General features: G+C 66.9%; 20 protein-coding genes and 1 pseudogene. 11 read left to right on the top strand and 10 right to left on the bottom strand.

Going from position 1 to position 25,442, the window contains the following annotated elements; translation table 11 throughout:
- From ACK42S_RS00005 to ACK42S_RS00035, 7 genes and pseudogenes are all read right to left on the bottom strand, one after another.
- Positions 1 to 626 (bottom strand): annotated as a pseudogene (locus ACK42S_RS00005) (mannitol dehydrogenase family protein); the annotation flags it as partial.
- Between the two features lie 25 nt (positions 627 to 651).
- A complete protein-coding gene (locus tag ACK42S_RS00010; protein WP_409701971.1) occupies positions 652 to 1,386 on the bottom strand; it encodes an SDR family oxidoreductase in 735 nt (244 codons plus the stop codon).
- Between the two features lie 8 nt (positions 1,387 to 1,394).
- Positions 1,395 to 2,438 carry an ABC transporter ATP-binding protein gene (locus tag ACK42S_RS00015; RefSeq protein ID WP_409702084.1) on the bottom strand — a complete coding sequence of 348 codons (1,044 nt, stop codon included), beginning with the start codon at positions 2,436 to 2,438 and terminating at the stop codon, positions 1,395 to 1,397.
- A gap of 22 nt (positions 2,439 to 2,460) precedes the next feature.
- Complete coding sequence (locus ACK42S_RS00020; RefSeq protein WP_409701973.1) at positions 2,461 to 3,291, bottom strand: carbohydrate ABC transporter permease; 831 nt, start codon at positions 3,289 to 3,291, stop codon at positions 2,461 to 2,463.
- Positions 3,292 to 3,299: 8 nt separating this feature from the next.
- Positions 3,300 to 4,172 carry a carbohydrate ABC transporter permease gene (locus ACK42S_RS00025; protein WP_409701974.1) on the bottom strand — a complete coding sequence of 291 codons (873 nt, stop codon included), beginning with the start codon at positions 4,170 to 4,172 and terminating at the stop codon, positions 3,300 to 3,302.
- 102 nt (positions 4,173 to 4,274) lie between these two features.
- On the bottom strand, positions 4,275 to 5,477 hold the full coding sequence (locus ACK42S_RS00030; RefSeq protein WP_409702086.1) for an ABC transporter substrate-binding protein: 1,203 nt from the start codon (positions 5,475 to 5,477) through the stop codon (positions 4,275 to 4,277).
- Positions 5,478 to 5,941: 464 nt separating this feature from the next.
- Positions 5,942 to 6,970: a PfkB family carbohydrate kinase gene (locus ACK42S_RS00035; RefSeq protein ID WP_409701976.1), complete on the bottom strand. Its 1,029-nt coding sequence runs from the start codon at positions 6,968 to 6,970 to the stop codon at positions 5,942 to 5,944.
- A 139-nt stretch (positions 6,971 to 7,109) separates the two neighbouring features.
- Here ACK42S_RS00035 and ACK42S_RS00040 point away from each other — a divergent pair, with 139 nt between their 5' ends.
- The 4 genes from ACK42S_RS00040 to ACK42S_RS00055 all read left to right on the top strand — a co-directional run bounded on the left by ACK42S_RS00040 (position 7,110) and on the right by ACK42S_RS00055 (position 11,389).
- Positions 7,110 to 8,108 carry a sugar ABC transporter substrate-binding protein gene (locus ACK42S_RS00040; RefSeq protein ID WP_409701978.1) on the top strand — a complete coding sequence of 333 codons (999 nt, stop codon included), beginning with the start codon at positions 7,110 to 7,112 and terminating at the stop codon, positions 8,106 to 8,108.
- A 123-nt stretch (positions 8,109 to 8,231) separates the two neighbouring features.
- On the top strand, positions 8,232 to 9,191 hold the full coding sequence (locus ACK42S_RS00045; protein WP_409701980.1) for an ABC transporter permease: 960 nt from the start codon (positions 8,232 to 8,234) through the stop codon (positions 9,189 to 9,191).
- 2 nt (positions 9,192 to 9,193) lie between these two features.
- Positions 9,194 to 9,991 (top strand): ATP-binding cassette domain-containing protein, encoded by a 798-nt coding sequence (locus tag ACK42S_RS00050; protein ID WP_409701982.1) that lies wholly within the window; start codon positions 9,194 to 9,196, stop codon positions 9,989 to 9,991.
- A gap of 156 nt (positions 9,992 to 10,147) precedes the next feature.
- Entirely contained in the window at positions 10,148 to 11,389 is a 1,242-nt protein-coding gene (locus ACK42S_RS00055) for an ROK family protein (RefSeq protein WP_409701984.1), read from the top strand.
- Positions 11,390 to 11,529: 140 nt separating this feature from the next.
- Here the strand turns inward: ACK42S_RS00055 and ACK42S_RS00060 are convergent, their stop codons facing one another.
- Positions 11,530 to 13,170: a carboxylesterase/lipase family protein gene (locus tag ACK42S_RS00060; protein ID WP_409701986.1), complete on the bottom strand. Its 1,641-nt coding sequence runs from the start codon at positions 13,168 to 13,170 to the stop codon at positions 11,530 to 11,532.
- A 159-nt stretch (positions 13,171 to 13,329) separates the two neighbouring features.
- Here ACK42S_RS00060 and ACK42S_RS00065 point away from each other — a divergent pair, with 159 nt between their 5' ends.
- Positions 13,330 to 14,373 (top strand): adenosine deaminase, encoded by a 1,044-nt coding sequence (locus ACK42S_RS00065; RefSeq protein WP_409701988.1) that lies wholly within the window; start codon positions 13,330 to 13,332, stop codon positions 14,371 to 14,373.
- Between the two features lie 62 nt (positions 14,374 to 14,435).
- Entirely contained in the window at positions 14,436 to 15,545 is a 1,110-nt protein-coding gene (locus tag ACK42S_RS00070; protein WP_409701990.1) for a BMP family ABC transporter substrate-binding protein, read from the top strand.
- Here ACK42S_RS00070 and ACK42S_RS00075 read toward each other — a convergent pair whose 3' ends face one another.
- Complete coding sequence (locus ACK42S_RS00075; RefSeq protein ID WP_409701992.1) at positions 15,546 to 16,388, bottom strand: DODA-type extradiol aromatic ring-opening family dioxygenase; 843 nt, start codon at positions 16,386 to 16,388, stop codon at positions 15,546 to 15,548.
- Between the two features lie 165 nt (positions 16,389 to 16,553).
- On the opposite strand from ACK42S_RS00075, the gene ACK42S_RS00080 reads away from it, so the two are divergent.
- The 5 genes from ACK42S_RS00080 (at position 16,554) to ACK42S_RS00100 (ending at position 22,602) form a co-directional block, all read left to right on the top strand.
- The gene (locus tag ACK42S_RS00080; protein ID WP_409701994.1) at positions 16,554 to 19,082 is read left to right on the top strand and encodes an ABC transporter permease; all 2,529 of its coding nucleotides are present in this window, start codon (positions 16,554 to 16,556) and stop codon (positions 19,080 to 19,082) included.
- 120 nt (positions 19,083 to 19,202) lie between these two features.
- Positions 19,203 to 19,934, top strand: coding sequence for a GGDEF domain-containing protein (locus ACK42S_RS00085; protein ID WP_409701997.1), 732 nt, complete (start codon positions 19,203 to 19,205; stop codon positions 19,932 to 19,934).
- 4 nt (positions 19,935 to 19,938) lie between these two features.
- Positions 19,939 to 20,763 carry a MinD/ParA family protein gene (locus ACK42S_RS00090; protein ID WP_409701999.1) on the top strand — a complete coding sequence of 275 codons (825 nt, stop codon included), beginning with the start codon at positions 19,939 to 19,941 and terminating at the stop codon, positions 20,761 to 20,763.
- A 71-nt stretch (positions 20,764 to 20,834) separates the two neighbouring features.
- Positions 20,835 to 22,181 (top strand): M48 family metalloprotease, encoded by a 1,347-nt coding sequence (locus ACK42S_RS00095; protein WP_409702001.1) that lies wholly within the window; start codon positions 20,835 to 20,837, stop codon positions 22,179 to 22,181.
- 7 nt (positions 22,182 to 22,188) lie between these two features.
- Positions 22,189 to 22,602, top strand: coding sequence for a group II truncated hemoglobin (locus tag ACK42S_RS00100; protein WP_409702003.1), 414 nt, complete (start codon positions 22,189 to 22,191; stop codon positions 22,600 to 22,602).
- Between the two features lie 11 nt (positions 22,603 to 22,613).
- On the opposite strand, the gene ppc is transcribed toward ACK42S_RS00100, so the two are convergent.
- On the bottom strand, positions 22,614 to 25,424 hold the full coding sequence (gene ppc / locus ACK42S_RS00105; RefSeq protein ID WP_409702005.1) for a phosphoenolpyruvate carboxylase: 2,811 nt from the start codon (positions 25,422 to 25,424) through the stop codon (positions 22,614 to 22,616).
- Between the last annotated feature and the right edge of the window lie 18 nt (positions 25,425 to 25,442).

Below are 25,442 nucleotides of genomic sequence, written 5' to 3' on the forward strand. Positions count from 1 at the left end.
CGGTCGACCATCGCATTGGGGCAGCGGGTGTAGGAAAGCACCCAATCTTTGAGGTGGGACTCTGCGAGCGCGTCGATGAACTGCAGCAGTCCCGCGCGACAGCGTTGGCCGTTGTGGCGCAGGTTGTCGCAGTTCAAGAGCGTGACGGCTCCGGCGCCAGCCTTCATGCGTGCGCGCAGGATGGTCACGAGCGCGCCATAGATCGTGTGTCCAGCCCGCCCAGACTTCACGGCGTCGAGGTCGGCTTGCAGGTCCGGGAAGTTGGTCCAGTCCAGTTGGTCTTTGGCATTCAGATAGTAGCCCGCTTCGGTGACGGTGAAGCTGATGATGCGGGTGGCAGGATCTGCGCCCAGGGCGATCAGAGGCGCCAAGTCGTCTTGATAGGGGATGATGCGCTGGATCGATTCGATGACCGTGTAGCTTCGCTGGCCCTGGGGCGTGACGGTCTCCAAGGTGTAGCGGCCGTTTTGCGCTTCGAGCGCGGCGATGGTGTCGGCCATGTCCGGGCGCAGATTGCCGGCGGCGATGGCCCAGCGCAAGTCGCCTCCTTGGCGCAGCTGGTGGAGGTAGACGGCTTGATGCGCACGGTGAAACGAACCCAAGCCGAGATGCAGGATGAAATGCATGATGTGTGGCTGCAAAGTGAGCGTGTCAGAGATCGAAGTTCGTGGGCATGAGCACGACGTCGCGAATGGTCATGCTGCGCGGCCGAGTGAGCATGAACAGCACCACCTCGGCCACGTCGCGGGCCTCGATGAGACTGCCGTTGGCTTTGGCCTGGGCGAGCTTGTCGGCGGGCCAATCGGAGAGCAGGCCGGTGATGACCGGGCCGGGCGAGACCGAACCCACACGGATGCCATGTTTGAATACCTGCCGTCGCACCGTCTGCACGAAGCAGTGAATGGCCCATTTGGACGATGCATAGACCGGCTCCCAAGGCGTGGGGAAGTGAGCGGCCAGCGAGCTGGTGACGATGATGTCGCCTGTGCCGCGCTCGATCATGTGCGGCAGCACGTTGTGCACGTTCTTCATCACCGCTCCGACATTGAGACCGAGCATGCGGTCGATGGCTTGCGGTGTCGTCTCCAGCAAGTCGCCGCCGATGTACAGGCCCGCGTTGGCATGGAAGATGTCCAACCGATCCACCAGGCTCAAGGTGCGTTGCAGCAGGCAGTTGCATTGCGCCGGGTCTAGCAAGTCCAGCACCAAAGGGCGAGCCTGCGGACCGATCGTTGCGCATGCTCTTGCCAAGGCTGTGGCATCGTGGTCGATCAACACCACTTGTGCGCCGGCATCAGCCATGGCCTTGGCACAGGCCAATCCGATGCCCGATGCTGCACCCGTGATGGCGGCGGTTTTGCCGTGCAAAGCTGGCAGGGTGACCATCGGCGGGCTCAATGGGTGGCAGGTGGGACGACCCGGCCGGCGGTATCGAACCAATGGGCGTGTGCGACGTCGATGTCCAGGCTGACGGCTTGTCCGGCCTGCAGTGCGGTGCGTTCGTTTTGACGCGCCACGAACTGCGCCCCAAGGGGCGTGCTGGCGTAGATCAGCGTCTCGGCACCCAGGGCTTCGACCAGGTCCACGCGGGCCACCACGGGCGTGCTGCCGGCGCCGCGCACACGCACATGCTCGGGCCGCAATCCAACGGCACCGCCTCGAGCACCTTCAGGTGCCTGAGCAAGCACCGATTCCGGCGCTTGGCTCAGCGCAACGACGTTCATCTGAGGCGTGCCGATGAACTGCGCCACGAACTGGTTGGCAGGCTTGTCATACAGCTCCAGCGGCGTGCCCACTTGTTCGATCACGCCGTCGCGCAGCACGACCACCCGATCGGCCAAGGTCATGGCTTCGACTTGATCGTGCGTCACGTAAATCGTGGTGGCACCGAGGTCACGGTGCAGCTTGGCGATCTCCACCCGGGTTTGGCCTCGCAGCGCTGCGTCCAGGTTGGACAGTGGTTCGTCGAAGAGAAACACCTTGGGCGAGCGCACGATGGCGCGGCCGATGGCCACCCGCTGACGTTGCCCGCCCGACAGCTCCTTCGGGGTGCGGTGGAGATAGGGCGTGAGGTCGAGTATGCGTGCAGCGTTGTGCACTTTTTCGTCGATCACCTTGGGATCGACCTTGGCCAGCTTGAGCGCAAAGCTCATGTTCTCGTACACGCTCATGTGGGGGTACAGCGCGTAACTCTGGAACACCATGGCCAGATCGCGTTTGGACGACGGGGCGTGGGTGATGTCTTTGCCGTCCAGAACGAGCCGCCCGTCGTCGATGTGTTCGAGACCCGCGATCAGGCGCAGCAGCGTGGATTTGCCGCAACCGGACGGGCCTACGAAGACGATGAACTCTCCTTTCTCGATGCTCAGGTCGATGCCTTTGATGGCGCGGTGAGCGCCGAAATACTTCTCTATCCCTTGGAGTTGTAGATAAGCCATGGCGTGGTTCACGGGTGGATCGTTACTTGACGGCGCCGAAGGTCAGGCCTTGCACCAGCTGCTTCTGGCTGAACCAGCCGAAGACGACGATGGGGGCGATGGCCATCAGCGAGGCCGCTGACAGCTTGGCCCAGAACAGGCCCTCGGGGCTGGAGTAGCTGGCAATCAGTGTGGCCAGGGTGCCGGCTTTGGCAGAGCTCAGATTGAGCGCCCAAAAGGACTCGTTCCAGGACAGCACCAAACACAGCAAACCGGTGGAGGCCACGCCTCCCATGCCCAAGGGCAGCAAGACCTTGGTGGCTTCCTGCCACAGGGTGGCGCCATCCATGCGGGCGGCTTCCAGGATCTCGCGCGGAATCTCCTTGAAAGACGAGTACAGCATCCACACCATGATGGGCAAGTTGGACAGCGTGAAGACGATGATCAATGCCACTCGCGTGTCCAGCAGATGGCTTTTCTGCGCCAGCACGTAAATGGGGACCAGCGCGCCCACGGCGGGCATCATCTTGGTCGACAGCATCCACATCAGGATGTCCTTGTCACGCTTGCCCCTGTGGAAGGCCATGGCGTAGGCCGCCGGTGCTGCAATGGCCAGACCAAGCAGCGTGGACACCACGCTGGTGACCACCGAATTCCAGGCGTAGTGCAGGTAGTCCGAGCGCTCCTGGACTTCATGGAAGTTCTCCAACGTGGGCTCGAAGAAGAACAAGGGGGGCACCGCGATGGCTTGCAGCTCGGTCTTGAAGGCGGTCAGCAGCAGCCATCCCAGCGGGAAAAACAACGCCAAGGAGGTGGACCACGCGAGCGCGGTACGTACCGCGCCGGTCAGGGTGAAGGTGGATCGACGTGCCATCGCAAGCTCTATTTGTCGAGGTTCTTGCCGACCATGCGGATCAGGAAGATCGCGGCGATGTTGGCCATCAGCACGGCGAACAGGGCGCCGGCCGAAGCCACGCCGGCGTCGAAGTTCAACAGTGCTTGTTTGAAGATCAGGAACGCCAGGTTGGTACTGGCGTCTCCTGGGCCTCCGCCGGTGGTGGTGTAGATCTCTGCAAAGATCGACAAAAGGAAGATCAGTTCGATCATCACGACCACGGCCACCGAACGGCCCAAATGCGGCAAATACAGGTAGCGCAGTTGCTGAAGATAGGTGGCCCCATCCATGCGCGCGGCTTCGAGCTGGTCGCGGTCCATGCTCTGCAGCGAGGTCATGAAGATCAGCGTGGCAAAGGGCAGCCATTGCCAAGAGATCATCACGATCACCGACAGCAGCGGATGGTCGGTGAGCCAGTCCACGGGTTCGGCACCGAAGAAGGTCCAGATCTGGGCCAACACGCCGTAGATCGGGTTCATCATCATGTTTTTCCACATCAACGCATTGACCGTGGGCATGACGAAGAACGGCGAAATCAGCAACACACGAACGATGCCGCGTCCTGCGAAAGGCTCATTGACGAGCAAGGCAATCGCCACGCCCAAGACCACGGTGATGACGATCACGCTGCCCAGCAGCACCACGGTGTTGAGCACCGATGTGGCAAATGACGGGTCGGTGATGAAGAACTCGAAGTTCTGCAAACCGACGAAGCCGCTTTGGTCGGGCTGCATCAGGTTGTAGCGGATGACGCTGAAGTACAGCGTCATTGCCAGTGGCACGATCATCCACAAAAACAGCGTGGCCACGGCAGGGGTGAGCAGCAGGCGCGGCAGTGTGCGCGAGGCGGGGCGATGCATGGTCGGCAATCGATGGAAAACATCGAGGCACCCGCGTCGGTGCGGGTGCCCTTCGTTCGATCAGAAGGCGGGTGAGGACCGTCCGTTGCGCTTAGTTGCTTACTACTTGTAGTAGCCAGCCTTGCGCATTTCGCGGTCGGCGGCCGTCTGGCTGGCTTTCAAAGCCGCATCGACGGTGATCCGACCAGACAGCGCAGCGCTCATCTGTTGTCCCACGGCAATGCCAATGGCCTGAAATTCCGGGATGGCGGCAAACTGCACGCCGACATATGGGCTCTTGGGCAGGGTGGCGTCGGTCGGGTCGGCCGATTCGATCGCCTTGAGTTCAGCCGCCGCGAAGCGGGCCACTTTCTGGAACTCCGTGTGGGCGTATGTGGATTTGCGGGTGCCGGTGGGCACATTGGCCCAGCCGTTGGTCTTGGCTACCAGTTGGATGTAGTCTTTGCTCGTGGCCCAGGTGATGAACTTCTGCGCGGCATCGACTTTCTTGGAGCCCGCCGGAATCGCCAGATTCCAGGACCACAGCCAGTTGGCGCCCTTGGGCGTGACCGCGACGGGCGCTTGCGCAAAGGCCATGTGCTCGGCCACCTTGGATTGCTTGGGATCACTCACGAAGGACGCTGCGATCGTCGCATCGACCCACATGCCGCATTTGCCCGAATTGGTCAGCGCCAAAATCTCATTGAAACTGTTGGCCGACGAGCCGGGGGGGCCATAGTTCTTGAGCAAGTCCACATAGAACGTGATGGCGTCCTTCCACGGCTTGGTGTCGATCTGCGGCTTCCACTGCATGTCGAACCATTGGCCGCCATGGGTGTTGACCAGGGTCGACAAGAAAGCCATGTTGTCGCCCCAGCCCGGCTTGCCGCGCAAGCAAATGCCATAGGTGTTGGGCGGGTTGTGGATTTTGCGCGCCAGTTCGGCCACCTGCGTCCAGGTGGGGCGCTCAGGCATTTGGAAGCCCGCTTTGTCCGCCAGATCCTTGCGATACATCAGCATCGAGGACTCGCCGTAAAACGGCGCCGCGTACAGCTTGCCGCCCACCGTCAAGGCGCTGCGGATGGCCGGCAGCAGATCGTCGACATCGTAGCTGGCGTCGGTCTTGAGCTCTTGCAGCCAGCCCTTCTTGCCCCAGATCGGCGCCTCGTACATGCCGATCGTCATGATGTCGAACTGCCCCCCTTTGGTGGCAATGTCGGTGGTCACCCGCTGACGCAACACGCCTTCTTCCAGCGTGACCCACTTGAGTTTGATGTCGGGGTTGGCGCTTTCGAAATGCTTGGACAGTTTTTGCATTTCGATCATGTGGCCGTTGTTCACGGTGGCGATGACCAGCTCGGTGGCCGCGTGGGCGCCCGTGGCGGCCCACAGGCCGGCGGCGAGCAGGGGGATCAGTCGAAATCTCACGTCGTGTCTCCTTTGAACAAAGGTTTCGGATTCATCGAGCCCTCGGGCTTGCGGGAGGCTTCGCGTCGGAAACCGCAGAACGGATCTTGGTGATACGCCCGCGCGCTTTTGGTACGTGACGATGCAAAGCTGATACTGGATTGCGAAAGTTGGCTGGTAATTACCCTGGTTGGCGAAGGAAAGTATCGTGAACGAGCCGGGGGCGTGCCCGGGCTCGTCCTTGGGCGAGCAGTGAGCCGATGCCGCGACTTGCGGCGGCCGATGCGGGTCGGCGGCGCGAGGGGCCTGCGGCGCACCCGTGGACGAAGGACAGGGATCTGGGGACGCTGCCGCCGTGGCCGCGGCCTCGGGCCGGGAGGCGATCAGGTGAGCGATTGGCAGCGAGGCCGGCCTTGGGCCAGGCGCTGCAGCACCTGCTCGCGGCTTGGGGGCTTGCAGCCGACTTGCTGCACGCACAGGCTGGCGCTGGCGATGGCATGGGCCAGCAAGGCCTCCACATCCTCGGCACCGAGTTGCAGGGCGTCGGCCCGGTTGGCCGAGTGCATCGCCGGGCGGTGCATCAGCGCGGCAAGCATGCCGGCCAGGAAACAGTCGCCGGCGCCCACGGTATCGGCCACGCTCACGGGCAAGACCTCGGCGGCGCTCCATGCAGCCCCGTCTCGGGTCATGAAGACGGCCCCCCGAGGGCCGAGGGTCAGGGCGAGCCAGCGCGCCGGCGTGCACGCCAGCAGCTCGCGCGCTGCGAGCAGCGAATCGGTTTGAGTGAAGCCCAGGACGTGCAAGTCGTCGTCACTGACCTTGATGAGATCGGCCTGGCCCAGCGCGGCCATCACGCTGGATCGGTAGGCCGTCATGTCAGGCACGATCGCCGGGCGCAGGTTGGCATCGACCACCACCAGGCGGCCGGCTGCGCGTTGCGCCTGCAACCAGGGCAAGTACTTGTGGCTGTCATGGGGCACCAAGGCAAGACAGCCGGTGGCCACGGCTTTGAGCCCGGGTTGGGCTGCGCACTGGGCGATCATCGTGGCTGCATCGACCCGACGATCGGCCACCGCCTCGCGGTAGAAGCTGTAGCTCGCCTTGCCGGCGTCGTCCAGGCTGACCACGGCCAGCGAGGTCGGTTCATGGACGGGTTCCTCGTGCGCCAGCGTCACGCCGGCATCGACGAGGGCCTGGGCCAGCCCGCGGCCGAAGCGATCCCGTGACAGGGGGTTGAGATAGAGCGTGCCCACGCCTTGCAGGCCCAGGGCACGGGTGAGGTTGTACACCGCGCCGCCATCACAGGGCCGCAGGCGGCCGTCGGCATCTTGGATCAGATCCATCAGGGCCTCGCCGGCGGTGGCGACGGTGACCGGCGTGGAGGACGGGACGTCAGGGGCAGGGAAAACCATAACTAAATCTAGTTGATTTATTTACGTGTGGGTAACTATAGTGGCTTGCATCCGCAGCGGATGCCGGGGTTTGTCCCGACCGAGGGGGCCGAACATGCGGCCGGGGCTGCGGAGAAGACCGGATCTGAGGAGACTTTTCATGCACAAAGCCGTCTTCGTGTCGTCCCTGCTGGCTGTGGCGATGGGCTGCGTCTTGGCGCAGCCCCAACCCGTGATCGGGCTGATCATCAAGACCGAGTCCAACCCCTTCTTCGTGAAGATGAAGGAAGGTGCCGAGGCCGAAGCCAAGAAGCTGGGCGCCAAGCTGATCGTGGCCTCTGGCAAAACCGATGGTGACAATGCCGGCCAAGTGACCGCGATGGAGAACATGGTGGCCGCTGGCGCCAAGACCATCTTGATCGCGCCCAGCGATGCCAAGGCCATCATTCCCGCCATCAGAAGAGCCCAGGCGCAAGGCGTGATGGTGATCGCTTTGGACAGCCCGACCGACCCGCCGTCCGCGGTGGACGCATTTTTCGCCACCGACAACTACAAGGCCGGTGTGTTGATTGGACAGTACGCCAAGGCCGCCCTGGGTGCCAAGAAGCCCGTGATCGCCACCTTGGACCTGTTTCCCGGGCATCCGGTCGGTGCACAACGTCACAACGGCTTCCTCAAAGGCATGGGCTTGAAGGCTCCGGACGCCAAGAGCAATGAACTGGGAGGCAAGGCCGCTGGCGTGGTGTGCATGGCCGATAGCTACGGCGATGCGGCCAAGGGGCAGACGGGGATGGAAAACTGCCTGCAAAAAAATCCAGACATCAATGTGGTCTACACCATCAATGAGCCGGCCGCCGCGGGGGCGTACAAAGCGCTCAAGGCCGCTGGCCGGGACAAGGACGTGATCATCGTCTCGGTCGACGGCGGCTGCGCCGGGGTGAAGGACGTGGGAGCCGGCGCGATCGCCGCCACCAGCCAGCAATACCCCTTGCGCATGGCTTCGATGGGCGTGGCCGCCGGCGTCGAATACGCCAAGACGGGCAAGAAGGCCAGCGGCTACACCGACACCGGCGTGACGCTGATCGCCGCCAAGCCCCTGCCGGGTGTGGAGAGCAAGGACGTAGCCACCGGGCTGGAGCTTTGCTGGGGGAACAAGTAAGCGGTTGTGCGCATGCCGCTGTGCCGGCTGACCTCGTCTGGGCGCATCGGGCCCGGCGAGGGGCCGGGCCGGGGATGCACGGCTTGGCGGCTGCCTGCACCGATCTCACACAGACCCGATGTCATGAAGATCTTGCGCAACTCATTGCCCCCTGCGGGCACCTTGGGGCCTTTCATGGCCCTGCTATGTGCCTGCGCGTTTTTCGCCACCCAAAGCGAGCGCTTTCTCACCCTGCAGAACTTTTCGCTGATCTTGCAGCAGGTGATGGTGGTGGGAACGATTGCGATCGGCCAGACCTTGATCATCCTGACTGCCGGGATCGATCTGTCTTGCGGCATGGTGATGGCCCTGGGCGCCATCGTCATGACCAAGACGGCGGCCGATTTCGGTTTGTCAGCGCCGCTGGCCATCGCGCTGGGTCTGGCGGTGACCATGCTGTTCGGCCTGGCCAATGGTTTGCTGGTCACCAAGGCCAAGCTGCCGCCGTTCATTGTGACGCTGGGCATGCTCAATATTGCGTTTGCGATCACCCAGCTCTATTCGGGCTCGCAAACCATCACCGAGGTGCCCGAGGGCCTGACTTGGCTGGGCAACAGCTTTCGCATCGGTCAGGCCAACATCTTGTATGGCGTGGTGCTGATGCTGGCGCTGTATCTGATCACTTGGCTGTATCTGCGTGACACCGCACCGGGCCGCCACATCTATGCGGTGGGCAACAACCCCGAAGCCACCCGCCTGACGGGCATTTCCACCGACAAGGTGCTGCTGGGCGTGTACATGATGGCCGGTGTGTTCTACGGCATTGCCTCGCTGCTGTCGGTGGCGCGCATCGGTGCTGGCGATCCCAATGCGGGTCAGACCGAGAACCTGGACGCCATCACCGCCGTGGTACTGGGCGGCACCAGTCTGTTCGGCGGACGCGGTATCGTTCTGGGCACGCTGGTGGGCGCGCTGATCGTGGGAGTGTTTCGCAACGGCCTCACGCTCATGGGCGTGTCGTCGGTGTATCAGATCCTGGTCACGGGCATCTTGGTGATTCTGGCGGTCCTCACCGACCGGATGTCCCGCCAAGGAGGGCGCTGAGCATGGGCATCGACAGCAAACCCTGCGTCGTGATGCAGGCCAAGGGCTTGGTCAAGCGCTACGGTCAGGTCACGGCCTTGGATGGAGCGGACTTCGAGTTGCGAGCGGGCGAGATCCTGGCCGTCATCGGCGACAACGGTGCGGGCAAGTCCTCGCTCATCAAGTGCCTGTCGGGGGCCGTCCAGCCCGATGAAGGGGACATCCACCTCGACGGACGACGGGTGCACTTTCGCAGCCCCATCGATGCGCGTCGCGCCGGCATCGAGACCGTTTACCAGGACCTGGCCGTGGCGCCGGCAATGACGATTGCCGAAAACCTTTTCCTCGGCCGCGAGATCCGCCGCCAAGGCCTATGGGGCCGGGTGTTCCAGGCGATCGACAAGAAAAAGATGCTCGAAGAAAGCATCGCCCGCATGAACGAGCTGAAGGTGGGCATCCGTTCCATGACGCAGGCCTTGGAGACCTTGTCGGGCGGGCAGCGCCAGTGCGTGGCGGTGGCTCGAGCGGCCACCTTTGCGCAGCATGTGGTCATCATGGACGAGCCCACCGCCGCCCTCGGTGTCAAGGAAGGCAATATGGTGCTCGAGCTGATCCGCCGCGTGCGCGATCGGGGCCTGTCGGTGGTGCTGATCAGCCACAACATGCCGCATGTGTTCGAGATTGCCGACCGCATCCACATTGCCCGTTTGGGCAAACGCGCGGCGGTGGTGAACCCGAAAACCATCAGCATGAGCGATACCGTGGCCGTGATGACCGGTGCCATGCCCCCCGAGGCCATCCCGGCCGAGTGCCTGGCCTGAGGCCGCGACATGCTCGACGTCGATCCGCGGCTCGGCCCCAAGCGGCTCCAGGTGCCGGCCGAACGGGGGCACGACGACGTGCTGATGTCAGCCAGCGCCCTCTTGCGGCCCTGATCCGCGCGGCCGTTATCGTCATTGCGTGCACATTGACTTGCCGTGAACCCTTCCAACGATCCATCCCCCCGCCTGGCCGAGATCGCCGGACAACCCTTGCGCCCCCGCGGATCGAACCAGGTCGGCCTGAGGCAGTTCAACGAGCGCGTGGTGCTGCAAGCGCTGCGCACGCATGGTCGCCTGGCCAAAGCCGATTTGGCCCGGATCACCGGGCTGACGGCACAGACCATCGGCTTGATCATCGCCCGTTTGGACGAAGACGATCTGCTCACCCGCGGCGCGCCTGTGCGGGGCAAGGTGGGGCAGCCTTCGGTGCCCATTGGCTTGAACCCGGATGGCGCCTTCGCCATTGGCATCAAGATTGCACGGCGCAGTGCCGACTGGCTCTTGGTGGATTTCACCGGACGGGTGCGCGAGCGCATCAGCGAGACCTACGCATTTCCCGATGCGAGCACCCTGTTGCCCACCATCCGGACCCATCTCGAAGAGTTGTTGCGTCGGCTCGGGCCGCTGGCCTCGCGGGTGGTGGGGGTGGGCGTGGCCGCGCCATTCCAGCTCGGGGGCTGGCACCGCATGTTGGGTCTGACCCGCGCGCAGTCCGACGCATGGAACCAGCTCGACCTGGCCGCCGAAGTGCAGCGCATGACGTCCTTGCCGGTCAGTTTTGCCAGGGACACGGTCGCGGCTTGCGTGGCTGAACTGCTGCAAGGCAAGGGCCGCGACATCCATAGTTTTCTCTATCTGTTTCTGGATACCTTCATCGGCGGTGGGCTGGTGCTGCATTCGCGCTTGCATCGCGGCGAGCATGGCAATGCCGGCGCCGTGGCCTCGCTGCCGCTGGGCGTGGCCGAGCGCGGTGCTGGCGAGGTGCCGCCGCAGTTGCTCAGTCGCGCCTCGCTGTGGGACCTCGAGCAGCGTTTGCGCGAACACGGGCTCGACCCCATGGCCGCCTATGACGATCGCGCGCTGCAAGAACCGTGGTGGCCCCACGCGCGGCAATGGGTCGACGACGCGGCACGGGCCTTGGCGCACTGCGTGGTGTCCGGCGCAGCCTTTCTGGATTTACCGGCCGTGGTGATCGATGGCGCGGTCGCTCCGGCCTTGTTGTCTGAGCTGATCGGCTGCACCGGGCAGGCGCTGGCCGCCTACAACTGGGAGGGCTTGCAAACTCCGCCGCGGCTGATGCCTGGCAGCATCGGATCGGATGCGCGTGCCTTGGGCGGGGCCTTGTTGCCGCTGCACGCCACCTTCGCCCCGGATTGGGATGTGTTTCTGAAGGCTTGATCCAGGCGCTCGGCTCACCCAGACCGGATTTCGCGCGAAGGCGCGGATCTGCGCTTCGTCAGGGCAGGGCGATTCGGTCAAAAAAGAGGCCCGCCGTGCGGCGGGCCCAATCCCCGTTCCCTGAGGTTTTTGAGAGTGGTTCAGTCGTCGTTCAGGCTCGACCAGACGGTGTCGCACTGGTGCTCGGCGGCAAAGTGGGGGCGCGGGGCGATGCCTTCTCCCGAGGCGATGTCCAAGCCCAGGTAAGTGGGCGAGGCCGTTTGGAACGCTGGCCACGCCGGCAAACCGGGGGCGTCAGGGCGGCCCTCACGTGCAAAGCGAGCGAAATAGCGCACCAGGGCTTGCTTCAAAGCGGTTTGCTGGGCATCGAGCGGGCGCGGCATGTCGAACAAGTACTGCAGTTCGGCCGAATGGGCTGCGCCCTGCGCAAAGCTCACTGCCGGCAGGACTTCAGGCGCACTGCGGTCGCGGAACTCATAGGCATAGACCACGTGGCCTTGGCTGGCCAGGCGGCGAGACAGGTTCAAGCCGTTGCAGGCAAACACGAGGTCCGTGCCCACGGCAGAGTAGGCCAAGCTGGCGTTGTTGTCGTACAAGGCCGGGTGATAGCTGGTGGCCGCCAAAGCGTCGGCCACCGCCGCCGGCAGCCCCAGTCCCTGGAGGGCCGCGGGCAGCGTTTCGGCGCTGAGCGGTGCTGCGCCGGCCAACTCGTTCAAGGCCGCGAACAGGCGGTATTCATCGCGGGTCGTGCCTTGCAGCACCGCAACGGCGTGCTGTGTGCCAGCCCAGATCTTGCTGCGCACCGAGGCGTCGAGCACCCGTCCGTCCACGCTGGGCACAGGGCCGCGCGGGTAGGCCACCATCTGCGCGCCGAGCAGCGCCTGCACCGGCAGGCTGCGCAGGCATTCGACGGTTTGGGTGTCGCAAGCCGCTCCCCCTGCGCCCGTAACCAAACCCATCGCCGCCTGCGCTACGGTGTGCCCTTTGCCTTCCGAAAGGCTCAGCGTGTCTTGCAGATCCAGGCCATAGGCGCCGCTCATCACGATGGCTTTGTGGAACAGCCCGGCCGATGCGCTTGCAGCCAGGTGCGACAGCACGCTGAAGCCACCGGCCGATTCGCCGAAGAGCGTGACGTTGCGAGGATCGCCCCCGAAGGCGGCGATGTTGTCGCGCACCCAGCGCAAGGCGGCTTGCTGGTCCATCAGTCCGTAATTGCCGGAGTGTCCGCCTTGCTCGGCGCTCAGGGCCGGGTGGGCCATGAAGCCCAAGGCGCCCAGGCGGTAGTTCAAGGTCACCACGACCACCCCTTGCGTGACCAGGCTGGACACATCGGGATAGCCGGCACTGCTGCCGAGGTAGAACGCCCCGCCATGGATCCACACCATCACCGGATGGGGGCCCGGGGTGGTCGGACGAAAGACGTTGAGCGTCAGGCAATCCTCGTTCAGGGTTTGGCTGCTCGTGCCGAAGGCGCTGGCCGGCTGGGCGCACGCGGGGCCGAAGCTCGTGGCTTGGCGCTCTTCGGTCCAGGGCGCCGGCGTCTGGGGTGGCCTCCAGCGCAAAGGCCCCACCGGCGGGGCGGCGTAAGGAATGCCCTTGAACTGCACCACGGTGCCTTGATCATTGGTGTGGCCGCGCACGGAGCCCGAGCTCGTTAGGGCGCGTGTGAGGTCCGGCGGCGGCGTGCGGTCGCCACCTCCGCAGGCGCTCAGCGCAAGCGCCAGTGCCAGCGCAGCCCAACGCGGCGCGCGGTGGCTTTGCGGGGCGAAAAGGCGGTGCAAGAATGTTTGCGGATTCATCGTCGTGCAGTCGGCATCGGCTTTTGCGGCATGATTCCACCGCCTGCTTGGCGCGAGGTGTCACCTGCGCGGCGGGGGGAACCCGCACAAGCACCGTCACCCGCGCGACAGTGGAGGCCTGCCGCCTGCGAGACCCTGACCATGCCAACGAACACGACCCTGCCCCCCGATGCACTGGCCCAGTTGCTGCGCACGATGCCCAAGGCCGAGCTGCACATTCACATTGAAGGCTCGCTGGAGCCCGAACTCATCTTCGAACTGGCCCGGCGCAACGGCGTCGCGCTGGCCTACCCCGACGTCGAGAGCCTGCGACGCGCCTATGCCTTCACCGACCTGCAGAGCTTCCTCGACATCTATTACGCCGGGGCGAGCGTGCTGCTGAAGGAGGACGACTTCTTCGACATGGCCATGGCCTATTTCCGCCGGGCTGTCGCTGACGGCATCGTGCATGCCGAGGTGTTCTTCGACCCGCAGACCCACACCGCACGCGGCGTGTCCTTCGAGACGGTGATCCGCGGGCTCACGCGGGCTCGCGAGACGGCGCAGCAGGAGCTGGGCCTGAGCAGCGCGTTCATCCTGTGCTTCTTGCGGCATCTCAGCGAGGAGGCCGCTTTCGAGACGCTCGAAGAGGCGCTGCCGTGGCGAGAGCATTTCATCGGTGTGGGGCTGGACAGCAGCGAACGCGGCCATCCGCCCGAGAAGTTCGCCCGGGTGTTCGCGCGCTGCCGCGAGCTGGGTCTGCGTCTCGTGGCGCATGCGGGTGAGGAGGGGCCCGCAGCCTATGTGCGCAGTGCGCTGGACGTGCTGAAGGTCGAGCGTATCGACCATGGCGTGCGGGCCCTGGAGGATGCCGAGCTGGTCCGGCGCCTGGCGCGCGAGCGGGTGCCGCTGACGGTGTGCCCGCTGTCCAACGTCAAGCTGCGTGTCTTTGACCGGCTGTCCGATCACAATCTGGGACAATTGCTGGCTTCGGGGCTGGTGGCCACCGTCAATTCCGACGATCCGGCCTACTTCGGCGGCTACCTGCACCAGAACTTCGTCGAGACCTTTGCCGCGCTGCCCGCGCTGCAGGTGCGTGAGGCCTACACCCTGGCACGTAACAGCCTCGAGGCAAGCTTCGCCGAGGCCTCGGCCAAGGCGTGCTGGGTCGACCGGCTCGACGCCCATTTCGAGCGCTTTCACTGAACGCGTGTCCTCCGCGCCCCAGGGGGCCACGCGCCTGCTTCGGGGCCATGTAGAGGAACACCATGTACAAAAACCTCAGGCGTGCGGCCGTAGCTGCCGTCTCAGCACTCGTCTTTGCCAGCGGCTCGTCGGCCCAGACCCCAGCATCCCACCCGTTGCCGCCCGCGCCCGCGCCGTTGAAGGTGGGTTTCGTCTTTGTCAGCCCGGTGGGCGAGGCGGGCTGGACCTACCAGCACAACCAGGGACGGCTCGAACTCGAGAAGAAGCTCGGCTCCAAGGTGCAGACCACCTTCGTCGAGAACGTGGCGGAGGGGGCCGACTCCGAGCGCGTGATGCGCGATCTGGCGGCCCAGGGTCACCGCCTCATCATCGCCACCAGCTTCGGCTACCTGGAGCCGGCGCTGAAGGTCGCCTCTGAGTTTCCGCAGGTGGCCTTCGAGCATGCGGGCGGCTACAAGACCGCGGCCAATCTCAACACCTACAACGCCCGCTACTACGAGGGCCGCTATCTGGCCGGTCTGATCGCCGGACGCATGACGCGCAGCGGCACGGCCGGCTATGTGGCAGGCTTTCCGGTGCCCGAGGTGGTGCAGGGGATCAATGCCTTTGCCCGCGGTCTGCGCGAGGCCAACCCGCAGGCTCAGTTGCGCGTGATCTGGCTCAACGCCTGGTTCGACCCCGCGCGTGAGCGTGAGGCGGCCCTGACACTGATCCGTCAGGGCGCCGACGTGCTCACCAACCACAGCGGTTCGACCGCGGTGGCCCAGACGGCCGAGGCCGAGGGGCGCTGGTTCATCGGCTACCAAAGCGACATGCGCCGTTTCGCGCCCAAGCGCCAACTCACAGCGGTGACGCACCATTGGGGCGGCTACTACACCCGCGTGGCCCAGGCCTTGCTCGAAGGCCGCTGGACGGCCACGCCGGCCTGGGGGGGGCTGAAGGACGGGTTCATCGACCTGGCCCCGCTGCACCCGGATATCCCGGCCGAGGTGGTGAAGCTCGTGCGCGAGCGCCGGCTGGCCATCGAGCAAGGCCGCTTCCATCCCTTCGCCGGGCGCATCGTGGACAACCAGGGCCGAGTGCGCCACGAGGGCGGCCCGATGGACGACCGCCGCATTGCGGCGATGGACTACTACGTCGAAGGCGTGCTGGGGCAGTTGCCCGGGCGCTGATCAGCCGGCCAGGGCCTGTGCGAGCCGGGCTGCCTGTGCCCCGAAGGCATAGGCATCCATGCCCAGGCATCCATAGGTCACACCGGCGTGCACACGCACCGGCACGGCCTGGGGGCCGCCAGCCCCGGCCGGGATGTAGAAGGGCAGCCAGTGCTCGTCGGTGGGGTGCATGAGGGCGGCATGCGGGGCCTGCCGCCGGTAGTCCATCAGGGCCGGCCAGTCGCGCGCCAGACTGCGTTCCCACACCCACTGGCGGAAGGCGGCGCACTCGGGTGTCTCGGGCCGGTTCTCGGAGCGGCCGCCGCCGAGCGCCAGCCGCAGGTTGTGTGTGAGGCTGCCGGTGCCCAGGATCAGCACGCCTTCCTGGGCCAGGGGGGCCAGGGCCTGCCCGGTCGCCCAATGCTCGGCCGGCGCCGCCGAAGGCACCAGCGACAGCGGCACGATCGGGATGTCGGCCTTCGGCCAGGCGTGGATCAACGGCGTCCAGATGCCATGATCGAGCCCGCCTGCGGCAAGCACGTGGTGTGCGATGCCGGCCCGGCTCAGGCAGGCGGACGCGGCCTCCGCCACGGCGGGATCGCCCGGGGCGTCGTAGCGCATCTCGTAAAGCGCCTGGGGGAAGCCCCCGAAATCGTGGATGGTGGAGTGCTGCGCGGCCGCCAGCAGTGCCGGCTCGAGCGTGGTGGTGTGCGCCGAGACGGCGACGATGGCACGCGGCCGGCCGAAGGCCTGCTCCAGGGCCGGCCCCAGGCGCCGGAAGAAGGCGCCGGTGTCGCCCGGATCCAGCGCGATCAGCGGCGAGCCGTGGGACAGGAACAGCGGGGGCAGGGCGGACCTCGTCATACCGGCAGTGGACCACGATGCCGAAGGCCTGGGGTTGCGCCGGCTTGACGTCAGCATTCAGAACCGTTCACGCCACCAGGGCCCACCGCGGTAGCGGAAAACCCCCAGGGCGGTGCCCGGGGCCGGGCTCGGCTATCGTTGCCGTTCTCAAGCTCGCCATCTCCTATGCTGCAGCACATCATCCCCCTTGCCGTGCGCCAGACCCTGCGCGACTTTCGCGCGGGCGAGTTGCGACTGCTGGTCGTGGCCGTGATGCTGGCCGTGGCGGCGCTTTCCGCGGTGGGTTTTTTCGCCGACCGGCTCAAGAACGGCCTGAACCGCGATGCGGCCCAGCTCCTGGGGGGTGATGCCCTCGTGGCCAGTGACCAGCCCACGCCCGAGGCCTTCGTCGAGCGGGCCCGCTTGCAAGGCTTGTTGCAGGCGCGCACCGTGGCCTTTCCTAGCATGGCGCGCGCGCCGCAGGCCCAAGGCGGGGCCACCCGGCTGGTGGCGGTGAAGGCGGTGAGCGAGGGCTACCCGCTGCGTGGCCGCTTGCGCGTGGCCCCGGCGCCCGGCCAAGCCGACGCCCCGGCCGAGGGCGTGCCCGAGCGCGGCAGCGTGTGGGTCGATGCGGCCTTGCTCGAGGCCTTGCAACTGGCCGTGGGCGACACCTTGCTGCTGGGCGATGCGGCCTTGCGCATCGAACGCGTGATCACGCTCGAACCTGATCGCGGCGCCGGCTTCATGGCTTTTGCGCCGCGTGTGATGCTTCACGAGGCCGACCTGGCCGCCACCGCCCTGATCCAGCCTGCCAGCCGGGTCACCTACCGCCTGGCCGTGGCCGCACCGCCGGGGCGCGACGCCGAGATCGGCCGCTATCTCGCCTGGGCGCAGGCCCATATCGACGAGGCGGGCCTGCGCGGCGTGCGCCTGGAGTCGCTGGACAACGGCCGTCCCGAGATGCGCCAGACGCTGGACCGGGCCGAGCGTTTCCTGAACCTGGTCGCGCTGCTGGCCGCCCTGCTGGCAGCGGTGGCCGTGGGCATCGCGGCGCGCGACTTCGCCTCGCGCCACCTCGACGACTGCGCGATGCTGCGGGTACTGGGCCTGCCGCAGCGCACCATCGCCTGGAGCTATGCCCTGGAGTTCACCTTCGTGGGCTTGCTGGCCAGCGCCCTCGGTGTGTCGGTGGGCTATGCCGTGCACCACGTCTTCGTGGCCCTGCTGGCCGGCCTGGTCGAGACCACCTTGCCGGCACCCGGCGCCTGGCCGGCCGTCTTCGGCCTGGGGGTGGGCCTGACCCTGCTGTTTGGCTTCGGCCTGCCGCCGGTGCTGCAATTGGCCCAGGTGCCGGCGGTGCGTGTCATCCGCCGCGAGATGGGCGAACTGCGGCCGGCCTCCCTGGGGGTGCTGGCCGCCGGCACCCTGGGCTTTGCCGCTTTGCTGGTGGCCGCATCCAGCGACCTGCGCCTGGGTCTGATCGCCGTTGGAGGCTTTGCCGCTGCGATCGCCCTGTTCGCGCTGGCGGGCTGGGTGGCGGTGCAGGTGCTGCGCCGCACCGTCGTGGAGCTGCACGTGCCGCGCTGGCTGCGCCTGGCCACGCGCCAGGTGGCCGCCCGCCCGGGCTTTGCGGTGCTGCAGGTCTCCGCCCTGGCTGTGGGCCTGCTGGCCCTGGTGTTGCTGGTGCTGCTGCGCACCGACCTGATCGCCAGTTGGCGCCAGGCCACGCCGCCCGATGCGCCCGACCGCTTCGTGATCAACATCCAGCCCGAGCAGGCGCCAACCTTCCGTGAACGGCTCACGCAGGCCGGCGTGAAGGACTTCGACTGGTACCCGATGATTCGGGGCCGGCTTGTCAGCGTGAACGGCCGGCCGGTGAACCCCGAGGCCTACACCGAGGAGCGCGCGCGCCGCCTGGTCGACCGCGAATTCAACCTCAGCCATGCTGCGACGATGCCGGTGCACAACGCACTGGCCGCTGGCCGCTGGACGCCCGAGGCGGCCGACGAGATCAGCCTGGAGGAGGGTATTGCCCGGACCCTGGGTCTGAGCCTGGGCGACGTCCTGGTCTTCGATATCGCCGGCATGCCGGTGCAGGCCCGCATCACCAGCCTGCGCCGGGTGGACTGGGCCTCCATGCGGGTCAACTTCTTCGCGATGTTTCCACGCAGCCGCATGGACGAGCTGCCCTCGACCTACATCGCCGCGTTCCGCGCGCCGCCGCAGGCGGGGTTCGACAACGCGCTGATCCGGGAATTTCCAAACATCACCAATGTGGATGTCTCGGCCTCGATCGCCCAGGTGCAGCGAGTGCTCGACCAGGTCATCCGCGCGGTGGAGTTCCTGTTTGGCTTCACGCTGGCTGCCGGGGTGGTGGTGCTGTTCGCGGCGGTGACAGCCACCCGCGAAGCGCGTGAGCGCGAGTTTGCGGTGATGCGCGCGATGGGGGCGGGCAGCCGCCTGCTGTCGCGAGTGCAGCGCGCCGAGCTGCTGGGTGTGGGGGCTTTGGCCGGTGCCTTGGCCGCAGGGGCGGCCATTGCCGTGGGCTGGGCGCTGGCCCGCTATGCCTTCGAGTTTCATTGTGGGCCTTCGCCCTGGGTGCCGCTGGCGGGCATGGGGGCGGGGGCGGGGCTGGCGTGGGCCGCCGGCTGGTGGGGCCTGCGCGAGGTGCTGCGCCGGCCGGTGGTGGAAACGCTGCGCAAGGCGGCGCTGTAGAGCTCAAGTCCGGCACTGGGGCGCCGAAATGGGGGTGAATCGGCATCCAATTCCCACGGCCGGGCCCTCAGGGCTCGCTGCTAGACTGGATGCCACCGCCGCGCCGAAGCCAACCACCCCGTGCAAACCGCCGCCCCGACCGACGCCGTGCGCCTGACTGAGCTGAAGCTCGAGCAGGCGCTGAGCCTTCTTCAGCAGGCCGGTTACCCCTTGCCCTCGCTGGTCGAGGCGCCCGCGACGACCGCACTGCAGGCCATCATCGACGGCCTGTGCGATCTGTCGCTGCGTGATGCCCTCACCGGTCTGGCCAACCGCCGCCACTTCCGGGCGGTGCTCGAGCGGGAAATCGATCGCGTGGCGCGGACCGGCGAATCAGCCCTGCTGCTGGTGGTCGATATCGACCACTTCAAGCACGTCAACGACACCCATGGCCATGCGGCCGGAGACCTGGTCATCCAGGCCGTCGGCCAACGCCTGGCCGAGTGCGTGCGCCCGATGGACACGGTGGCGCGATTCGGCGGCGAGGAGTTCGCGATGGTGCTGCCCAATTGCCACCCGGCCTATGGCGAGGCTGTGGCCGAGCGCATCCGCCGCACGATCGAAGGCCGCGCGATCCGCCTGCCGTCAGGGCAGGACATCCATGTCACCGTCAGCATCGGCGGGGCTTTCGCGCCCCAATGGGTGCGCTCGTCGGCGGCCCTGTGGACCGAACGTGCCGATCTGCAGCTCTACTGCGCGAAGACCGAGGGGCGTAACCGCGTCTGCCTCGAGCAATCGGTGGTCAGCAGCGTCAGCAACGAGGAGAAGTCCCTGCTCTTCGGCGTGACAGCCTGGGACGACAGCCTTGAATAAGCCCATGAACACCCCAGCCTCCAGCCTGTCGCTTCCCCTGCCTGGCGCCCGGCGCGCCTGGGTGCTGGCCGTCACCAGCGGCAAGGGCGGCGTGGGCAAAACCTTTGTCTCGGCCAACGTGGCGGCGGCGCTGGCCCGTCGCGGCCACCGTGTGCTCGTGCTCGACGCCGACCTCGGGCTGGCCAACCTCGACGTGGTGCTCAACCTGTACCCCAAGATCACTCTGCACGACGTCTTCACCGGCAAGGCCACCTTGGACGAGGCCGTGCTCAAGGCGCCGGGCGGCTTCTCGGTGCTGCTGGCCGGCTCGGGGCTGGTGGAGTACTCGCGCCTCACACCCGAGGTGCGCGAGCAGCTCCAGCGCGTGGTGGCCACGCTCATCCCGCGCTACGACTACGTGCTGCTGGACACCGGTGCGGGCATCTCCGACGTTGTGCTCTACGCCATTTCCCTGGCCGACGACGTGCTGGTGGTGGCCACGCCCGAGCCCACCTCGCTCACCGATGCCTACGCCACCATCAAGGTGCTGGCCACCCAGCAGCGTCGTCGCGTGCTGCATGTGGCGGTCAACCAGGTGGGCAAGCCGGGCGATGGCAAGGTCGTGACGCATCAACTGCAGCAGGTCGTCGATCGATTCGTCACCACGCCCCAGGGCGAGCCGGTGAAACTCATGCTGGCCGGCGACATCCCCAGTGACGCTGCGGTGCGCGAGGCCTTGCAGCGTCGGCAGCTGCTGTTCGAAAGCCTGCCTGGCAGCGCCGCGGCCCAGGCGATTGCCGCACTGGCCGCTCGCATCGAAGCGGCCGCGCCTGCCCCGGTCGCATCCTGAAACCCAGCGCGGGGCACGCGCAGGGGCGGCTTTCTACAATGGGTGTCCCTTCGACACCCGAAAGGACGCCCATGAATGCCCACGCCCTTGCCCAGCGCCTGGCCCGCAACCGCCTGAGTCGCCGTGATGCCTTGTGGCTCCTGGGCGCGAGCACGGGGGTCGTGGCGGCCCCCTGGCTGCAGGGCTGCGCCACCTCGCCCGTCACCGGCAAGTCCATCGTGGTGGGCATGAGCGAGGCCCAGGAACGCCAGGTCGATGCCCAGGTCTCGCCCCACCAGTTCTCGCAGGACCTCGGGCCGGTGCAGGATGCCGCCGTCAACGACTACGTGGTGTCGGTGGGCCGCAGCCTGCAGACCCACACCCATCGGCCTCAGATGCCCTATTCATACCGCGTGCTCAATGCCAACCATGTCAATGCCTACACCTTCCCGGCCGGGGCCATGGGCGTGACGCGCGGCATCCTCGTCGAGATGGACGACGAGGCCCAACTGGCCGCGCTGCTGGGGCACGAGATGGGGCATGTGAACGCCCGCCACGCCGCGCAGCGCCAGGGCCAGGCCCTGATCGCGCAATCAGTGGTGGCGGGCCTCAACGTCGCCGCCTCCAATTCGCAATGGGGCGCTCTCGTGGGCCTGGGCAGCCAGATCGGCGCCAGCGCTTTATTGGCCGGCTATTCCCGCGACAACGAGCGCGAGGCCGACGCCCTGGGCCAGGAGTACATGGTGCGCGCCGGCTACCCGGCCGGCGGCATGACGGCACTGCACCAGATCCTGGTGGACCAGGACAAGGCCCGCCCCAGCTTGTTGCAGACCATGTTCGCCTCCCATCCGATGAGCACCGAACGGCGCGACACCGCGCGCCGCCTCGCGCAGGAGCGCTATGGCGCCAGCGCCTCGCGGCCGGTGCAGCGTGAGCGCTACATGGACCAGACGGCCTCGCTGCGACGCCTGAAGCCCACCATCGAGGCCTGCCAGCGCGGCGAGACGGCGATGGCGCGCAAGTCCTACGACGACGCGGCCTCGGCCTTTACCCGGGCGCTGACGCTCACGCCGCAGGACTACGCGGCCAATTTGCGCATGGCCCAGTGCCTGCAGGCCCAGGGCCGCCATCGCGACGCGCTGCGCTATGCCGAGGCGGCCAAGACCCTTTACCCGCAGGAGGCTCAGGCCCGCAAACTCACCGGGGTGCTGGCCCTGGCGCAAGGCGATCCGGGCAGGGCCCATGCCGAGTTGCTGGCCTTCGATCGCCTGCTGCCCGGCGACCCGGGTGTGACCTTCCTGCGCGGCGTGGCCCTGGAGGGCCTGGGCGAGCGCGAGGCCGCCGCGCGCCAGTACCACGCCTTCCTGCGCCTGGGGGCGCAGGGGCAGGCGGCCCAATACTCCGCCAGCCGCCTGAAGGCCTGGGGATACGTGAAGTAGAGACCCGATGACCCCGAATCCCACCGATCCAGCCACGCAACCCGACACCGCCTACGAGTGGGTGGGCGGCGAAGCGGCCGTGCGTGCCCTGGTGGACCGCTTCTACGACCTGATGGACCTCGAGCCCGCCTACGCCGAGCTGCGCGCGTTGCACCCCACGACGCTGGAGGGCTCGCGCGACAAGCTGTTCTGGTTCCTGTGCGGCTGGCTGGGCGGGCCGCAGCATTACGTCGAGCGCTTCGGCCACCCGCGCCTGCGCGCGCGTCACCTGCCGTTTCCCATCGGGATCAGGGAGCGCGACCAGTGGCTGGCCTGCATGGACCAGGCCATGCAGGAACTGCAGCTCGACCCGGCCCTGGTGCACCGTCTGCGCGAAGCCTTCTTCAACACCGCCGACTGGATGCGCAACAAAGGCGGCTGAGCCTCACGGGCTCAGCCCGTGTTGCGCAGACCGGCGGCGATCCCGTTGATCGAGATGTGGATGCCGCGTTGCACGCGCTCGTGCACCTCGCCAGCGTCCTTCTGCAGCCGGTAGCGGCGCATCAGCTCCACCTGCAGGTGGTTGATGGGGTCGAGGTAAGGGAAGCGGTGCTCGATGGAGCGCGCCAGCGCCGGGTTGGAGGCCAGGCGCTGCTTCTCACCGGTGATCAGCGACAGGGCCTCGTGCGTGCGCTGCCATTCGGCCTCGATGGCCTTGAAGATGCGGCGTCCCAGGCGTTTGTCCTCCACCAGCTCCACGTAACGCGAGGCCACGGCCAGGTCGGTTTTGGCCAGCACCATGTCCATGTTCGACAGCAGCGTGCGGAAGAAGGGCCACTGGCGGTGCATGCGCGTCAGCAGGGCGAGCCGCTCCTTGCGCTGCGCGCCCTGGCCCAGGTAGGCATCGATGGCCGAGCCGAAGCCATACCAGCCCGGCAGCGCCACACGACACTGGCCCCACGAGAAGCCCCAGGGGATGGCGCGCAGATCCTCGATCGCGCGCGTGGCCTTGCGCGAGGCCGGGCGCGAGCCGATGTTCAGTTCCGCGATTTCGCGGATGGGCGTGGCCGCGAAGAAGTAGTCGGTGAAGCCCGGCGTCTCATAGACCAGCTTGCGGTAGGCCTTCATGCTGGCCTCCGACAAGGCCTGTGCGGCCTCCAGGAAGGCTTTCGGCGCGCTCTTGGTGGGGTGCAGCAGCGTGGCCTCCAGCGTGGCGGCCACCAGCGTCTCGAGGTTGCGCAGGCCGATCTCGGGGTTGGCGTACTTCGAGGCGATCACCTCGCCTTGCTCGGTCAGGCGGATCTGGCCGTTGACCGTGCCCGGGGGCTGAGCCAGGATGGCCTGGTAGCTCGGACCGCCGCCGCGGCCCACCGTGCCGCCACGGCCGTGGAAGAGTCGCAGCGTGATGCCATGCTCGGCCTGGAGGCGGTTGAAGTGCTCCACCAGCTCGATCTCGGCGCGGTAGAGCTCCCAGTTGCTGGTGAAGTAGCCGCCGTCCTTGTTGCTGTCGCTGTAGCCGAGCATGATGTCTTGCTCGCCGCCGCTGCGCTTGACCAGGTCGAGCACACCGGGCAGCGCATAGAAGGTGCGCATGATGGGGCCGGCCTGGCGCAGGTCGCCGATGGTCTCGAACAGCGGCACGACGATCAGGTCGGCCACGGCGTCCTCGCCCAGGGTGCCGCGCATCAGCCCGGCCTCTTTTTGCAGCAGCAGCACCTCCAGCAGGTCGCTCACCGTCTCGGTGTGGCTGATGATGTAGTGCCGGATCGCCTCGGGGCCGAAGCGCTCGCGCATCACCCGGGCCGTCTCGAAGATGGCCAGCTCGGATTCGGTGTGCTCGCTGTAGGTGGCCCCGCGCACGCGCAGCGGCCGCGGGTCGCGCAACTGCTGGACGAGCAGTTCGATCTTGTGGATCTCGTGAAGGTGCGCATAGCCCGACTCCACCCGCGCGCACGCCAGCAGTTCGGCCACCACGGCCTCGTGCTTGTCCGAGCTCTGCCGCAGGTCCACCGTGGCCAGGTGAAAGCCGAACACCTGCACGGCGCGGATCAGCGGGCGCAGGCGCACCTCGGCCAGGGCCGTGCCGTGGTGGTGCGCCAGCGAGTCGTCGATGATGCGCAGGTCGGCCAGGAACTCGCCGGCGTCGGCGTAGGGCGTGGACGGCGCCACCGCGTGGCGCAGCGCCTCGGTGCCGGTGAGGTGCGACAGCGTGGCCGCCAGACGTGCATACATGCCGATCAGCGCGCGCCGGTAGGGCTCGTCGCGGCGATGTTCGTTGGTGTCGGGAGAACGCTCGGCCAGCGCCGCCAGCGCGGGCGTCACGTCCACCAGCATCGCCGAGACCGACAGCTCGGCCCCCAGCGCATGCACCTCGGTGAGGTAGTAGCGCAGGGCCGTCTCGGCCTGCTGGCGCAGCGCGAACTCCAGCGTCGCGGCGGTGACGTTGGGATTGCCGTCGCGGTCACCGCCGATCCAGTTGCCCATGCGGAAGAAGGGCGCGATGTCGAACCCGGGCAGGGCACGCTCCAGGCTGCGGTACAGGCGCGGGATCTGCCGCAGGAAGGTGGTGTGGTAATAGCTCAGCGCGTTCTCGATCTCGTTGGCCACCGTGAGCTTGGTGTAGCGCAGCATGCGCGTTTGCCACAGCTGCGTCACGCGCGCGCGGATCTGGGCCTCGTTGTCGTCCAGCTCGCGCTGGGTGTGCAGCTCGTCGCGCTGGTGGATCAGCTCGGCGATGGCGCGCTCGGCGTCCAGGATGGACTTGCGCTGCACCTCGGTGGGGTGGGCCGTGAGCACCGGGGAGATGTAGGCGCGCTGCAGCGTGCGCGCGATGTCGTCGGCGCGCACGCCGCCTTCGGCCAGGCGCTCGAAGCTGTAGGCGAGCGAGCCTTCCTGCACATGGCCCTGGCGCTCGTGGTGCTCGCGCCGGCGCACGTGATGGCGGTCCTCGGCGATGTTGGCCAGATGCGAGAAGTAGCTGAACGCGCGGATCACCGACACCGTCTGGTCGCTGCTCAGGTTCTTCAGCAGCCGGTCCAACGCACGGCCGGCCTGGGCATCGCGCTTGAGCCGGTAGGCCACCGAGAGCTGACGAATCCGCTCGATCAGCTCGAAGGCCTCACGCCCTTCCTGCTCGCGAATCACATCGCCCAGGATGCGACCCAGCAGCCGGATGTCCTCGACCAGCGGACGGTTCTTCTCGGCGGCATCGGCCTCGATGCGCTTCGCGCGGGGCCGGGCGGGTGCGGTGCGGGCGGCGGGCATGGGTACCTCGGAGCGGCT

The organism is Caldimonas sp., assembly GCF_046289365.1.
Classification (GTDB): Bacteria; Pseudomonadota; Gammaproteobacteria; order Burkholderiales; family Burkholderiaceae_C; genus Caldimonas.

Coding starts and splice junctions, on each gene's coding strand:
- ACK42S_RS00010 (WP_409701971.1), bottom strand. CDS start 1,386: ATGGTCACCCTGCCAGCTTTGCACGGCAAAACCGCCGCCATCACGGGT.
- ACK42S_RS00015 (WP_409702084.1), bottom strand. CDS start 2,438: ATGGCTTATCTACAACTCCAAGGGATAGAGAAGTATTTCGGCGCTCAC.
- ACK42S_RS00020 (WP_409701973.1), bottom strand. CDS start 3,291: ATGGCACGTCGATCCACCTTCACCCTGACCGGCGCGGTACGTACCGCG.
- ACK42S_RS00025 (WP_409701974.1), bottom strand. CDS start 4,172: ATGCATCGCCCCGCCTCGCGCACACTGCCGCGCCTGCTGCTCACCCCT.
- ACK42S_RS00030 (WP_409702086.1), bottom strand. CDS start 5,477: ATGATCGAAATGCAAAAACTGTCCAAGCATTTCGAAAGCGCCAACCCC.
- ACK42S_RS00035 (WP_409701976.1), bottom strand. CDS start 6,970: ATGGTTTTCCCTGCCCCTGACGTCCCGTCCTCCACGCCGGTCACCGTC.
- ACK42S_RS00040 (WP_409701978.1), top strand. CDS start 7,110: ATGCACAAAGCCGTCTTCGTGTCGTCCCTGCTGGCTGTGGCGATGGGC.
- ACK42S_RS00045 (WP_409701980.1), top strand. CDS start 8,232: ATGAAGATCTTGCGCAACTCATTGCCCCCTGCGGGCACCTTGGGGCCT.
- ACK42S_RS00050 (WP_409701982.1), top strand. CDS start 9,194: ATGGGCATCGACAGCAAACCCTGCGTCGTGATGCAGGCCAAGGGCTTG.
- ACK42S_RS00065 (WP_409701988.1), top strand. CDS start 13,330: ATGCCAACGAACACGACCCTGCCCCCCGATGCACTGGCCCAGTTGCTG.
- ACK42S_RS00070 (WP_409701990.1), top strand. CDS start 14,436: ATGTACAAAAACCTCAGGCGTGCGGCCGTAGCTGCCGTCTCAGCACTC.
- ACK42S_RS00075 (WP_409701992.1), bottom strand. CDS start 16,388: ATGACGAGGTCCGCCCTGCCCCCGCTGTTCCTGTCCCACGGCTCGCCG.
- ACK42S_RS00080 (WP_409701994.1), top strand. CDS start 16,554: ATGCTGCAGCACATCATCCCCCTTGCCGTGCGCCAGACCCTGCGCGAC.
- ACK42S_RS00090 (WP_409701999.1), top strand. CDS start 19,939: ATGAACACCCCAGCCTCCAGCCTGTCGCTTCCCCTGCCTGGCGCCCGG.
- ACK42S_RS00095 (WP_409702001.1), top strand. CDS start 20,835: ATGAATGCCCACGCCCTTGCCCAGCGCCTGGCCCGCAACCGCCTGAGT.
- ACK42S_RS00100 (WP_409702003.1), top strand. CDS start 22,189: ATGACCCCGAATCCCACCGATCCAGCCACGCAACCCGACACCGCCTAC.
- ppc (WP_409702005.1), bottom strand. CDS start 25,424: ATGCCCGCCGCCCGCACCGCACCCGCCCGGCCCCGCGCGAAGCGCATC.